The sequence below is a fragment of the Turneriella parva DSM 21527 genome (assembly GCF_000266885.1).
GTDB classification, from domain to species: Bacteria; Spirochaetota; Leptospiria; order Turneriellales; family Turneriellaceae; genus Turneriella; species Turneriella parva.
The window spans coordinates 1,125,707-1,139,748 of record NC_018020.1 but is presented as its reverse complement, the minus strand read 5'-3'; the positions used below and the strand labels follow the sequence as shown (position 1 = coordinate 1,139,748).

The window sequence follows — 14,042 nt, the reverse complement described above, 5'->3', positions numbered from 1 at the left end:
TCGTTTGCTCTTGCAAACGACGAGGCTTTTCGCTTTTTCGGGAGTTTTTCCGGAGCCTGCTAGTTATATAAATCGGGAACTTCGACCGGGTTCTCGTCAAGCTCAACGGCGCCGATGCCCCCGAGTTCTGCCTTCGGTGGCGCAACTGGCGCCGTGGCATCTGTGCGCGTGCCCACCACGGTCGTTTCGGGCGGCAGAGAGGCGATGTATGCGCTCGTGCGCTCTGCAAGTTCAGTTTCATTTTCTGCAAAATACACCTGACCGGCAACAGGAAACTTACACGGGTATTCGGGTTTCAAGATGAGCCCGAGCTCACCACAGATGTCGAGTTTTACAAAACCCGATTCAAGCGGTGGCAGAAATTGCCGGTTCTCGGGGTGCAGCTGCACATATTGTTTTGAGAAGTCTTTCCACACTGCGCCTGCGGTGCCGCTGCCCGAACCCGCGAACGGCGCACCCCGTTCATGCCCGACCCAGATGACGCTGATTTGTTGCGGCAGAGCGCCGACAAACCATGTGTCGCGAATGCCTGAGCGGTTGTTCCACTTCGCTTTTGCCGCAGAGGGAGATTGCACCGTGCCGGTCTTGCCGCCTGCGATGCCGCTCACTTCTTTTGCCGTTATGGGCATCGTGCCCTCGCTCGAAATTACGGCCTGCATCAGGTTCAGCACCATGGCGCAGGCTACCGGGTCGAGCAGGCGCTCGCGCGGCTTAGTTTGGTCAGCGGTGTAAATCGCATTGCCGTCGAAATCTGTGACTTTCAAAATCATCACGGGTTCAACTGCATAACCGCCCGAAGCGATCGTCGCATAGATGCGCGCGAGTTCAATCGGCGAAAGTTCAATCGCACCCAGAGCCATGGCAAGATTTTTGCGATCGCCGACGCGCTGCGCCATTTCTGCCTCGGTAAGGCCGGCTGCGCGCGCCATCGTGTCGGTGAACTTGCTCATGCCGATCTCTTGCAGCAGCGTTACCGGAATCGTGTTCATTGACAGCGCGAATGCCTGGCGGGCAGTCACTTTGCCCTTGTAACCTTTGTACCAGTTCTTCGGCGAATACCCGCCGATCTTGATGGCCTTGTCTTCGACGATCGTTGATGGGTTAATAATCTTTTCTTGCATCGCCAGGGCGTAGACCAGCGCCTTGATCGTTGAGCCGGGTTGCCGGTAGATTGAAAATGCCCGGTTTATCGGCGACGAACTCTTGTATTCATAACCTCCGACCAGACTTTCGATGTAGCCGTTCTCAGGGTTGAGCCCGACATAACTGCCGTTGATGCCGTCTTCGATCAGTTGTACCGTTTCAGCGCCGGCTTTGTTGTTCTTTGCCAGTAGTTGCTGCTTTTCTTTCTGCAGCGTTTTGCGAATCTCGGCCACCCGATTGCCCAGCAGCTGCGCGGCTGGCTCTTGCGTGCGCACATCGAGCGTTGTGTCGACGCGCAGCACGCGGGTTTTCAGGTCGTCGGTCGTGTAGTTACGGTGCAGAAACTTTTCGACCTCATTCAAGAAATCGGGCGCGCGGTTGAGTTTGAAGTTGCGTGCATAATAGTACTTACCAATTTTCGACGAATAGAGAATTTTTTCTCCCGCGGATTTTTCCAGTACTGAATGCTCTTCGCGAAACTCGCGCAGCATGCGCTCGACATCGACTCGCCTTGACTGCTGTACAACATACGGGTGTTCAGCCATCAGCTTGAGCACAAGCTTTTGCCGGGCCAAAGCCCGTTGCATTGAAGCCGCAGGGTTATAGACCGACGGGGCGGGCACAATGCCGACCAGCATCGCCGCTTCGGCGAGGCTCAGGTTGCGCGCAGCCCTGCCAAAATAGCGCCAGCTCGCATCTTCGAAGCCGACGCTGAGCATGCCCAAATAGACTTTGTTCAGGTAGATTGCCAGAATCGTGGGTTTGTCATATTTACTTTCGAGAAACCATGTGCAATAGAACTCCGACAATTTATTGAAGATGCTGCGTTTGCGAATTTTCGTCGTGTCGTTCTGCGACTTTCCCTGTTCGGCGGTTTCGACCTCGCTCAGAATAAGCTTCGCGAGCTGCTGCGTGATCGTGCTGCCGCCCTGAACGTCGCCCGAACGCAGCGAAGCGAACAGCGCACGGGCGATCGATTTGAATTGTACTCCGCCGTGGTGGTAGAAATTGCGGTCTTCAGATGCCAATAGCGCCCAGACGATAGCCTCGTGCTGCTTGAGGTTGTCGGCGCGAATCTCGCGCTGCCCCGCGCGTTTCATTTCGCCAATCAGTGTGCCATTGCGGTCGAAAATCTGCAATGGGGTTTTATCGCGTTCTGTGAGCTCGCCCTTCAGTTCGGCTTCAATCGAGCCCAAAACCTGCAGGGCCATCGCCTTGCGTTGGCTCCACGAAACATAGGAGCCGACCAGCAGCGCCGTTGAGCCGACGAGCGCGATTGCGGCCGCGGCTATGATTATCTTCCATTTTTTGGCGAGAGCCCAGTTGAGAAAAGCTTTTAGTCTTTCCATAAAGGCTTATTTTGATTTGTGTGAATGAGTGCCATCCCAGTCGGCAGCCAGTTCGGCAACCGCGAGTTCTTGGCAGCGGCGAACGTAGAGCTTTGCTATCTTGTCGCCGCCGACAGTTGCGTCGATTTGACCGAAAAGACTCTGCGCCGATTTAAACTGGCGCGCATAATATTCTTGCAGCGCAGTCGCCCAGCGGCCTTGCATCGCTTTTTTCTTTTCGCGCACGGCAATGTTATCCGTTGCGAAACACTCATAGATCGTCGTCGGGGCGAGCTTACCCTTAACCCGTACGCGATCGATTTGCCTGAGGTCAAAAGCTGAGGGGTCGCTAAGTTGCCCCACCACCTTGTCGGTTACAATCATATCGACTTTGTAGAGTTTTGTGAGGCCCTCGATGCGGCTCGCGAGGTTTACTTCGTCTGATAGTACGGTGCCGTCCATACGCTCAGGGTTACCGACGGTGCCGAGGGTTAGCCGTCCGTAATTGAGGCCGATGCCGATGCTGATCGGCTTGTAACCGGCTTTAGCTCTGTCACGGTTGTATTCGACGATGTCTTCGAGCACCGCGATGCAGCCTTTGACGGCTGCATCCATATTGCCATGAAAGAGCACCATGATCGCATCGCCGATATATTTGTCTATGTAGCCCTGGTGCTGCGAGAAAATGGGCGCGAGTCTAAACAGGTATGAGTTTACGAAACGAAACAGGTCGTCGGGCTGCATCGTTTCAGCAAGCGTCGTGAAGTCGCGAATATCTGAGAACATGACACCCATGTCTTTCTGCACCTGATCGCCGAGGCTCACCTCGGTGATTGATTGCTTGTTGAGCTGCTGCAAGAATTCGAGCGGTACAAAGCGCGCATATGCCCGCGTCAGCAAAGCCTGCGATTCGAATGCCTGTCTCTGCGCTTCTTCTTTTTCATGCCATACTTTCGATAGTTGTATCGCGAGCGCCATTGCCATCGAAAATATCAGCACAAGAAAGCCAATATCTGACATCTTGATAATGGGTAAAAAATCGAGGTAAGACAGCCCTTCGGCGGCCACGCACAGAAAAAAGAGTAATCCCCCCGCTGCGACAACGCGAGAGGCAGCGACGCCATTCTTGTAGCCAGACCAATTGAGCCAGATAAAGCGAATCATCGCGACAAGAATCAGCACGACGTGCGCCGGCAGCTGGTAGATGACATAGAAGCCTTCCATGCCTGGGACAAGAAAGTGAACACCAAACAGCAGTGCGCCGAGGCCGCAGGCGATGTCGATCGTTCGCAAGAACCAGTCTCGCTTTATGGAAAAAAAACTGTGGCCGAAGTGCAAGAGTAGGGTCGGGAAAAGAATCACCGTTGTGTGCATGAAGATCATGTTCGCAACATAGTTGTCGAAAAATTTATAGACCATTGCCTTCATGCCCAGAGTAAATGCACCCTGACAAATCGCCAAAAGGCCGAACCATAGAGCTGCATCTGCATCGCGCCGGGCGAAATAGAGAATCAGGTAATAGAGACCGATAACAAAAAAGGCCCCTGCCATGAGCGAAAAGAGCACGAACGTCACAAAATGTCTCTCATAGATAATCTCTTTTGGGCCGAGAAAAAAATCCAGCCCGGCAAAACCACCGCCTATGCCGCCGAGACTCGCGATTCGTAGCGCGAGCACGTTTGTTTTGGGTGGCGAGGCCAGTAATGCTGCGGATAGCTCAAAGTACTGAACATCTTCGCGCACATGCTCTGCTTTGCCCGTGCCACCGATTTTGCCGACTGTGCCGATAAGTTGACCATTCAAAAAGAGTTGGTACGCTGCGGTGAGTGCCGGCAATGCGAGGCCGATATTTTGACCTGCAAGTTCTGGTGCAACGGTGAAGTTCTTGCGGTACCACGCTACGCCGTCGTATTCAACACCATAGAAGCGCCATTCGCGTTCGAGCGGCAGCGTTTTCCATTTTCGATCGTCAAAGTCGGGTTTCGCGTAACTTGCTGAATCGCTTGCCTCGAACTGCCAACCGCTGTTCATATCGATCATCTTGCCTGCAGTGACATGCACCGGCGCGGGTGGCTGTGTTTCTGGCGGGTTGTCGGCAAACAGAGACCCGACGCACAGAATGACTATCAGAGACTTATTGCTTAATTTCATCGTTTCCTCTTTTTCGATTTTTGCGGGCTGCGGCGCATGTGCCAGATAGTCTTCAACGTATTGCCCTGCAGAATTTTATACTCTTCAACGCTTTTGAATCCGAATGCCTCATAAATCGGCAGGTTGACGATATTCGAATTGTCGAGCCAGCAATCTGTGCCGGTTTCATCTGCTTCTTTTAGCACAGGTTCAAGCAAAGCGCGGCCAAAGCCTTTGCCGCGGCTCTCGGGTGCGACCGCGAACTGCCAGAGATACCAATAGTCTTTGCCCGAAGAGAGTCGGGTGCGGTTCTTGCGCGTAGCCGCCATAATGTTATTGCTTCGCCACGCAGACGTTAAACCCAGATGCAGCGGCGCGGTCAAAACACCTGCCCTGATTTCATCGAGAAATGAGATCTTCTCGCCGGGTTTCAACCACGCAGCGACACCCTGCAGCGGGCTGCCAATTTGGTGCGTGACACCTTGCCGCTCGCAGATACGCAGCATGAATTGCATCATCCAAACGAGTCGGCGGTGGTAATGCCTTTCTTTCGGCAGCAGATAGTGATAGATAGGATCTTCAGCGAACGCGCGCGCCATTACCTTTGCCGCGTCTGCCCGCGCATTTTCTTCAAGTGACCTGATCTGAGGCTTAGCCTTCGCCATCGGGACGCAGTCTCAGAACACTGCTCAGCTTGCAACCCCTTACAGGTTCCTCAAGGCGGTATCCATGAGCAGACAGCAAGAACCGAAAAAGGGGAAAGCAAGCCGTTTCGGCTTCTCTATGCATCGTTTTTTCGGGCAAACGACTGGCTTTTTTTACCTTTTCGGGAGTTTTTCCCGACCCTACTACCGCTGGAATCGAATTCTGAATGCTGTTTGACCGCGCATGGCGCGCAGCGGCGGTTGCTGCACCGACCATGAAACTGCTCATCATTAGCATGGCAATAGTGTCAGTACAGGCTGCCGCCCCTGTCTTTGCTGAGACACCCCCACCTGCAAAACCGAGCGAACTTGCCCGAGTGGCAATTCTCGAATTTCAAGACAACACGGGCCAGAAGAACTATGGCTGGGTGAAAACATCACTGCCCGATGCAATCAACAGCTCGATGAAAGACCAATTCGAGTTTCAGCGCGCCGAGGTGACCGGTGCTAGCAAAAACCTGGAGAAAGCGAAGCTGTCAGCCGGCGAGGTCGATGCGCAGAATGTGAACGCGTTTGCCGAGCAACAAGGTCTCGACATCGTCATCTTTGGCAATTTTCACTACGAAGCGAAAACCCGCATGGCGGTCTTCACGGCCGAGGTCTACCACCACAAGGGCAAGCGTGTGATTGGTACGGTCGTACAGCAGAGCAAGCTCAACAACGACGTCTTTGGTACGATCGACACGATCAGCAAAAAGATCGTCGAGCACATCTACCGCTTCAGCCTTGACCTGACCGAACAGCAGGTCGTCGCCAAAACAGAGCAGAGCGTCAGGCTGCTTGTGCTCGTGCCAACCTGGACGAATGACGCTCAGAAAAAGGCGGCCGTAAGCGAGCTTGAGGTGCAAAAGAAAGAGCTCCGCAAAAAATACCCCGCAGAATTTCTGACGATCTTTGAATTCTTCAACGTTAAAAAGACGCCAGCGGCCGACCAGCAGCAGATCGAAGGTTTTGCGAAGTCGCGCAACGACGGTGCCATCTCAGAGTGGCTGAAGGCGCAAAAGGTAAAGAACGCAATGATTGTGTTCGTGAGCGACAATAAGGTGAGCCTTAGGCCCGTCGTCGAAGGTAACAGCAAGCCACCCGTCACCTATGCGGTCAGCGCGAGCGCTGCCGAGAAAGCCGGCACAATCGACGCCGCCGTCACGGCCAGCGGCATGGGCGTCAATCTGCAGAAGACGACACTCAAAAAAGACCCCGGCATTCGCGACCGTTTCTCGCTTGCGGGCGGCATGTTTCTGCTCGCGCCGATCGGTACCGGCAGCGACAAGATGAGCGCAGCCCCGGGGCTCGAGATTCAAGCACTCTATCGTGTGGTGAACCTGTGGGCATTTCAACTCGGCGCGGCTGCTTCGCTGCATGGTTCTTGGCAGAAAAGCTATCTTAAAACCGGTGATGAGGATTTCACCCTGCAACACTACACCGCGCTGGCTGGGCCTGCGCTCATTGTACCCATGCCTTTTTACCGTTCGCTCGAAGTGCAGGTGCTGCTTCTCGGTGGCGCTGCCTACAGCCATCTAGAGAAATTCAAATACGTCGATACGCCCCTGACCTTCAGTGGTGTTAATGCAGCAGTGAGCGCGCAGACCGAGGTGCGCTGGCATATTCTGCTCGGTGTCTTTGTCGGTGTTGGCGCAAGCTACCACCGCATTTTCTATTCGGGTACCGACATGTCTTATCTCAACACAAGCCTTAGGGCGGGGTATAGGTTCTGATATGAGACCAGCAACACTGATGCGCAATCGCCTCAAGAAGCTATTCGCGCTGCTAACGCTCGCCACTGTTCTTCACTGCGGAAATACGGGTGTCTATGACGAAGCGCTGACGACTTACTACCGTGTCGTGCGCCCGGGTCTCAATGAATGGTATCCGCTAAATGGAAATTTGTCTTCGCGTATCGGCAGCGCCGATGGTTCAGCGACCGGTACCTATACTGCTGGCATAAATCGTGCGGGGGAATCAGGCAAGGCGGTGTGTGTGACCGCGAGCGAAATCAATTTTGCTTCAGCGAACTTTCGCACGAATCCCGGTACGGTGAGTGCCTGGCTGAAATTCAATACGACCGCGAGTGGTTCGCTTTTTCAGAATGGTAGCGAGATAACGTTGTATCAGGGTTTTAGGTTTCGTCAAAATTCGCCGGGAATTGGCATGCATTATGGCAGTGGCGGCGGCGGTGGTTCTTCGGCGTACAATGACGTCACGGCGGGTACTTGGTATTATCTGGCATTCACATATGGCAACGGGCGGGCTAACTTTTACATTGGCTCGTATGGCGGCAGCCTATCCAATGTTTTTTCGAGCGCCGGGCCTTATGCACCGAGTGCTTTTCCTTTACGGTTCTTCAATGCCGTAGCAGCAGATGCTTGTATCGACGACCTCGTCAGTTATGGGCGCGAACTATCGGCCGACGAAGTGAAAGAGAACTTTCTCACCCTCGAGTGAACCTCTTGACCGCCGCGGTGGTTCTGCACTGAGCGGTTCATGAGTTGGTGCGTGCGGGTTTACCATATGCTGGTCATGTTTACGGCGCTTGCGACGGCGCATTGTGCCACCGCGCGGCCCGACCCGGTTAAAGTATCAGATACTTTGTCGGTTGTACGCGAACTGGTTTCAGACCACTCTAAGATAGCAGTCGAACTCGTCGAAGCAAACCTGCATTCCGACCTTGATTTCTACCCTGACCATCGCGGCCTGTATTACAGGCTTGTTCACAACCAGGTGCCAGTTCTGAACTGGTCGCCGTTAGGTCTTGAAACCGACAGCCAAAGTTTTGTCTCAGACCTGAAGATTCGTGACGTTCAGAAATCCACCTTCACGCACGAATACGATCTGGCGCACGGCAAGGTGTCGCATGTCAAAAAAATGGCGGAGCGTTTTCTGCTGGCTGTTGAAAATCCGCTGGGGCAAAAGCTCACGCTCGAGTTTGTGTTGCAGCGAGATGCGGTGGCGTTTCGCTACCTCGTGCCGGGTAACGGCACAGTCACGATTCGTCGGGAGCTGACGGGTTTTCGTCTACCGGCGAAGAGCGCAGGCGTCATGCAGCAGTACCAAGAGGCGAGCAAGGTTTCGCCAGCGTATGAATACTTTTACGAAAAGGTAAAGGCGGGCGAGACCGACGACGGCAAAGCGTCGATACGAAAAATATTTCAGCTACTCGTGGGCTTTACGGGGCTTGTGATTTTTGGCAGCGATGGCTGGGCGATGCCTGCGCTTTTTGAGACTCCTGAAAAAAAGGCGCTGCTCATTACCGAGGCAGGTGTCGACGCGAACCACGCGGCGATGCACCTCACGGCAAAACCGAGCCACAACCTCTACACGCTCGAATGGCCATCTGAGAAAGAAGGCAATGGTGTGGGGGATTCACTGCCGCAGGGCAGTCTGCCTTACAAGACGCCATACCGCACGCTGCTCTGCTGCGACCTCAAGACAATTTTCGAGAGCACGGCGATCACCGATCTCGCGGCACCACTCGACAAAAAATTCGGCGGCAAACTGCCTGCGTGGGTGAAACCCGGCAAAGCCACGTGGGATTGGCTGAGCTACGTTGCGACCGGTGATGCCGCACGGCAAAAAGAATACATTGATGCCGCGTCGCAGTTTGGCTGGCAGTACACGCTGATCGACGCCAACTGGAATAAGTGGAACAACAATAACGCAGAACCTGTGATCAAAGAGCTCGTGGCATATGCGCGCGAACGCAACGTTGGCCTTTGGCTCTGGTACAACTCAGGCGGGCCGACCAATAGCGTGACCGAAGAGCCGCGCGATGCCCTAAGCGAACGCGAAGTTCGCCGCCGCGAATTTGCGCGCCTGCAGAAACTCGGCATCAAAGGCGTGAAGATCGACTTCTGGCAGAGCGATAAGCAGTCGATGCTGCAGCAATACCTCGACACGCTCGCCGATGCAGCCGAACATCAACTCATGGTCAATTTTCATGGCAGCACGATGCCGAAAGGCTGGCAGAGGCGGTATCCGAATTTGATGACGATGAAGGCGGTGAAGGGCGCCGAGTGGTACCAGTTTCCGGTTTTTCGCGGGCCGAATGCGCACGACAGTGTGTACTACGCCTTCACGCGCAATGTCATGGGCCCGATGGACTTTACGCCACTCGTGTTTGAGCAGGCATACAAACAGCAAAAGATCACGTACGCGCATTCGCTCGCACTATCGGTCATTTTCGAATCGGGTGTGCAGCACTTCGCCGACAATGCTGACGATATAAAAAAAGGATTTCGTAAGCTAACGGGAGAATACCCGTTTGTCGGGGCATTCTTGCGCGAGGTTCCGGCCGCATGGCAAGAGACGCTCCTCTTAGAGGGCAATACCGATTCGCACGTCGTTGTCGCCCGGGTTCATGAGGGTGTGTGGTATGTTGCCGGCGTGAATGGGACCACGAGTGATATACACATTCGCCAGCCCTTTACCTTCGGCGTCTATGGCAAATACCGCGCCGAATGGATTCGCGAAGATGGTTCGGGCGATACGCTGCGCTATACCGAGACTGAACTGCATACCGGCGGTACGCAGTTCATTGAAACGGTCATCAGGCCCCGTGGTGGGTTTGTGCTGAAGCTGACGAGGGTGCCTGGGTGAATTCGCCAGATTTTCTGAGCCTGAAACAAGCCTTAGTCATCTTCTTCGTGCTGACGTTGCTGCTGAACCTGTTCGGCAGCTTCGTCACCTGGCTGGCTACCAAGACAAGGGCGACCCGGTGGTGGGCGATTTCGGCGTTGCTGGCGCTTTCTGGGCTCTTGTTTCTCGTCGTTCATACGCAATGGCCTAACCCGGCTTTCATCTTATTGCAGAACCTTTCATATGCTGTCTCGCTCGCGCTGGTCTCAGCGGGTATGCGCGACTTTCACGGTCGCAAATATTCCCCGAAGGCCGATGTCATCGTCATCGGGCTTTCGCTCGTGGCCGTTGCCGGGGCGATCTGGATTAAAGACAGTTTCGCGCTGCGGGTCGCCATCAACTCGGCACTATTTGCATACTATGCATTTTTGGCTGCCAGCATTCTTTGGCGGGGTAAAGGGTCGATCAAGGCGATCTATACCTTTGCGAGCGTTTCGTGGTTCTTGTATGGCCTCATCAACTTAGTGCGGGCGGCGCTTGCTTTCGCCGGTATCGGCATCGACGATTCGCAGCCGTTCGTCGGCGTCACTTATCTCATGGTCTTTCTTTTCGGCCCTGTGTGCATTACCGGCGGTTACATCGGCCTCATTATGCTCGTTGTGCAAAAGCTACTCGACGAAAAGCATGACGCGCTGCGCGTGGCAGAAAAGCTCGCAAACGAATACCGGGAACTATCAGATCATGACCCACTGACGAATGCGCTCAATAACCGTAGTTTTTCGCAGAGTCTCGAACGCGAACGCGCGCGCTGCGTGCGCGAAAACCGGCCACTCAGCGTGGTAATGGCAGATCTCGACCACTTCAAAATTGTCAACGACACCTATGGCCATAGTGTCGGTGACGCGACGCTCAAGCAGGCTGTCGCGCTTTGGCGCTCGCAGCTCAGGGCTCCCGACCTTCTCGGTCGCGTCGGCGGCGAAGAATTCGTCATTATTCTGCCTCATGCAGATCTTCAGCATGCGGCGCGTGTTGCCGAGCGGTTAAGGCAAAAGCTTGAGGCACAAACAGACGGTTTACCCGCAAAAATCACCGCCAGCTTCGGTGTCACGCAGGCAAGACAAGGCGAGCCAACGCATGACCTGCTGCGTCGAGTCGATGCGGCGATGTATGGCGCCAAGGCGGCGGGCCGCAACCGTGTTGTCGCCGTTTGAAATCCTTTACGCCGGGTGATGGTGAAACCACCTTTGCTCAATGCCTACCAGAAAAACATCGTTTACGACCGACACCAACGGCATACCGCACATAGACGCCACCGATGCGCGCGACCTGTTTCGCCAGCTTGGCGTCGTTCATGCCACCGAGCGCAGTGTGCAGATGATCTTGATGCGCATTCTGGGGCAGGGCCGCGGCTCTGAGCTGTTAGACTCGAGCGACATGATGCTCGGTATAGACACGTTCTTTCGCCGCATGAACTGGACGAAGGGCCTTGCCGCAGAGATTCTGAAGCTCAGCGCAGCCGAACAGGCCCAGCTTGCCGCATATTGCGACGGTATCAACAGCGTGCTCACGAAAAAGACGCCGTGGGAGTTCAAGCTGGTCGGCTATCGTTTCGAGCCGTGGCTGCCCGAGCATTCGATTCTGATCGCGCGCATGATGGGGTACCTCACGCTATCGCAGTCGCAGGGCGAAGTTGAAAAACTTTTTGTCGAACTCGTGCAGGCGGGCGCGAGCGTGAAACATCTTGAAGAGCTGTTTCCCGGCCTTTTGCAGCATGCGGATTTAGAACTGATCAAGAAAGTTCAACTGGAACACAGGCTTGTGCCGCCCGAATATTTATGGCAGCTTGGCCTGCCGCGCATGATGGCGTCGAATAACTGGGTGATTGCGCCCGGCCGCACGCAGTCAAAATCTGCGATTCTCTCTAATGATCCTCATCTTGAAGGTAATCGCCTGCCCAACGTCTGGCATGAGTTCACCTGGAAATGCGGTAATCGCAGCGGTGCCGGCGCAGGCGTGCCGGGCCTTCCAGGTATGATGGTGGGCCGCAACGAATCGGTCGGTTGGGGCGCGACATACACGTTCATGGATTCCGTCGACTCGTGGATAGAGAAATGCCGTGGCGGCAAATACCTCGACCACGACAAAAAGTGGAAAGCGTTTTCGATTCGGCGCGAGATCATTAAACGAAAAAAGAAACTGCCCGGTGAGGCAGTCTTCTATGAAAACCACAGGGGAACTCTCGAAGGTGACGCGAGTGGCGCAGCAGAGAAATATATCCTCAATACCGCCTGGTCGGGCGCTGCAACCGGCGCCGCTTCGCTCAAGGGGGCGATGGCGATAGTTTTCGCGACCAGCGTTAAAGAGGCGATGGCGATTGCGGGCAAACTCGAGGTGTCGTTCAGCTGGGTGTTCGCCGACGCCGCCGGCAATATCGGCTACCAGATGTCGGGCCTGATGCCGAAGCGCCGAAACGGCTGGAAGGGTTTTGTGCCAGTGCCCGCGTTCAAGAAAAATTTCGACTGGCAGGGCTTTGTGCCACCTGAGCAGTTGCCGCGGCGCTTTAACCCGAAAGAAGGTTATATCACGACGGCGAACAACGACCTCAACAGCTGGGGCAAACAGAAACCGATCAACATGCCGATGGGTGACTATCGCGCAAGGCGGATCTCTCAAGTTCTCGGTTCGGCGAAAAACCACAATGTGGCTTCGGTGCAGAAACTACACTATGACACGTATTCGCTTCAGGCAGAAGAGTATCTCAAAATCTTGCGACCACTTTTGGGTGAAGCACAGCACGAACAGATTCTTGCTGACTGGAACTGCCATTACGATTTAGACAGCGTCGGCGCGAGCGTTTTTGAGGCATGGTACCGAGAACTCTACAGCATTGTCTTTGGCCAAGGTGACGACAACGCGGCCGACCTCATGTGGCGCGAAGGGGGCATCTTTATCGACTTCTACCAGAACTTTGATCGCATTTTACAGGCGAAGAAGTCGGTTTGGTTTAAGGGTCTTTCACGCGAACATGCATATAAAGAGGCGTTGGATAAAATTAAGGCACACACCTTCAGACCGTGGGGTGAGACCAACCGCTTCGTGCTAAAGCACTTGCTCTTCGGCGGCAAGTTTCCTCGCTTCATCGGCTTCGATTACGGGCCTGTACCGATTCGCGGTGGCCGCGCGACCGTACACCAGGGGCAAATCTACCGCTCGGCGGGGCGCGACACTTCGTTTATACCGACGTTTCGCTTTGTCACCGACTTCAGCGAGAGAGCGCTACACTCGAATTTGCTCGGCGGACCGTCAGACCGGCGGTTTGGTAGGTTCTACACAAATGAGGTAGAAAGCTGGCTGAATGGGGAGTATAAGCAGCTTCGGTTTTAACGGGCTGCGGTATTGCGACGCGGTATTTTTGCCTGCTCAATTTTACGCAGGCAGACAAGACGCGGCTCTTTTTCTGACCGGAAAGCAATCACCGCTTTGGTCAAGAAAAGGGCTCATTTTTGATGTTCGTTGTTGAGACCTCATTGCCAGAAACAAGCTTGACGTTCGCGAGCTACCGAAAGAGATCGAACCATGCAGACAGAGCAGGCAATTGCCGATGTATTACGCCTGGCGCCCAGTGAGAGGGCGAAAGTGATTGAGATTCTGCAAGAAAGTCTGGATGTCTCAGACGCTGCGATCGATGAAGCTTGGCGAAAAGAGGCAACCAACCGCTTGGCAGCCTACCGTGCAGGTAAGGTACGAAGCGTCCCAGCTGAACAGGTCTTTGCTCGTTATACGTAGTGGCGTTAGAATTTCTTGAACCAGCGACTTTCGAGGTGGACGAAGCCTTTAGGTTTTATGAGGGGCAGCGTTCTGGACTTGGTTTGGACTTTATCTTCGACCTGAGGGCCTGCCTCGAGAGAATTGTCAGGTATCCGAATGCCTGGCAACCCTTTGAGCTTGAAACCAGACGTTGCCGACTGACGAAATTTCCGTACGCGGCGGTATACGCTGAAGAGGCCGATCTAATCCTGATCGTCGCCGTCATGCATTTGCACCGCGAGCCAGGTTATTGGTCTGATCGAATCAAGAATAATCGCTGACCAGACCCGCCGCAGCGACATAGAGAATAGACTCAGAGGCGAATCAGAATAGACTGCCGCTATGCGATGGCGTAGCC

At 54.4% G+C, this 14,042-nt stretch carries 10 protein-coding genes; 7 read left to right on the top strand and 3 right to left on the bottom strand.

The window, feature by feature from the left end:
* Positions 1-59: 59 nt before the first annotated feature.
* From TURPA_RS05420 to TURPA_RS05410, 3 genes are read right to left on the bottom strand one after another with little or no spacing between them, the layout of a single operon-like run.
* Positions 60-2,492, bottom strand: a complete 2,433-nt coding sequence (locus TURPA_RS05420; RefSeq protein ID WP_014802281.1) for a transglycosylase domain-containing protein — start codon at positions 2,490-2,492, stop codon at positions 60-62.
* Between the two features lie 6 nt (positions 2,493-2,498).
* Positions 2,499-4,622, bottom strand: coding sequence for an adenylate/guanylate cyclase domain-containing protein (locus TURPA_RS21490; RefSeq protein WP_014802280.1), 2,124 nt, complete (start codon positions 4,620-4,622; stop codon positions 2,499-2,501).
* Positions 4,619-5,266, bottom strand: coding sequence for a GNAT family N-acetyltransferase (locus TURPA_RS05410; RefSeq protein ID WP_014802279.1), 648 nt, complete (start codon positions 5,264-5,266; stop codon positions 4,619-4,621). The genes TURPA_RS21490 and TURPA_RS05410 overlap by 4 nt, the downstream gene beginning before the upstream one ends.
* A 206-nt stretch (positions 5,267-5,472) precedes the next feature.
* Between TURPA_RS05410 and TURPA_RS05405 the strand changes: the two genes are divergently transcribed.
* The 7 genes from TURPA_RS05405 to TURPA_RS24315 all read left to right on the top strand — a co-directional run bounded on the left by TURPA_RS05405 (position 5,473) and on the right by TURPA_RS24315 (position 13,965).
* Positions 5,473-7,020, top strand: coding sequence for a porin family protein (locus tag TURPA_RS05405; RefSeq protein WP_014802278.1), 1,548 nt, complete (start codon positions 5,473-5,475; stop codon positions 7,018-7,020).
* Between the two features lies 1 nt (position 7,021).
* Positions 7,022-7,747 carry a LamG-like jellyroll fold domain-containing protein gene (locus tag TURPA_RS05400; RefSeq protein WP_014802277.1) on the top strand — a complete coding sequence of 242 codons (726 nt, stop codon included), beginning with the start codon at positions 7,022-7,024 and terminating at the stop codon, positions 7,745-7,747.
* A 39-nt stretch (positions 7,748-7,786) separates the two neighbouring features.
* Positions 7,787-9,898 carry a glycoside hydrolase family 97 protein gene (locus TURPA_RS05395; protein WP_014802276.1) on the top strand — a complete coding sequence of 704 codons (2,112 nt, stop codon included), beginning with the start codon at positions 7,787-7,789 and terminating at the stop codon, positions 9,896-9,898.
* Positions 9,895-11,088 (top strand): GGDEF domain-containing protein, encoded by a 1,194-nt coding sequence (locus TURPA_RS21485; protein ID WP_014802275.1) that lies wholly within the window; start codon positions 9,895-9,897, stop codon positions 11,086-11,088. The genes TURPA_RS05395 and TURPA_RS21485 overlap by 4 nt, the downstream gene beginning before the upstream one ends.
* Positions 11,089-11,128: 40 nt before the next feature.
* The gene (locus TURPA_RS05385) at positions 11,129-13,261 is read left to right on the top strand and encodes a penicillin acylase family protein (protein ID WP_014802274.1); all 2,133 of its coding nucleotides are present in this window, start codon (positions 11,129-11,131) and stop codon (positions 13,259-13,261) included.
* Between the two features lie 192 nt (positions 13,262-13,453).
* Positions 13,454-13,663, top strand: coding sequence for an addiction module protein (locus TURPA_RS05380; protein WP_014802273.1), 210 nt, complete (start codon positions 13,454-13,456; stop codon positions 13,661-13,663).
* Entirely contained in the window at positions 13,663-13,965 is a 303-nt protein-coding gene (locus TURPA_RS24315) for a type II toxin-antitoxin system RelE/ParE family toxin (RefSeq protein ID WP_014802272.1), read from the top strand. The genes TURPA_RS05380 and TURPA_RS24315 overlap by 1 nt, the downstream gene beginning before the upstream one ends.
* Positions 13,966-14,042 lie beyond the last annotated feature (77 nt).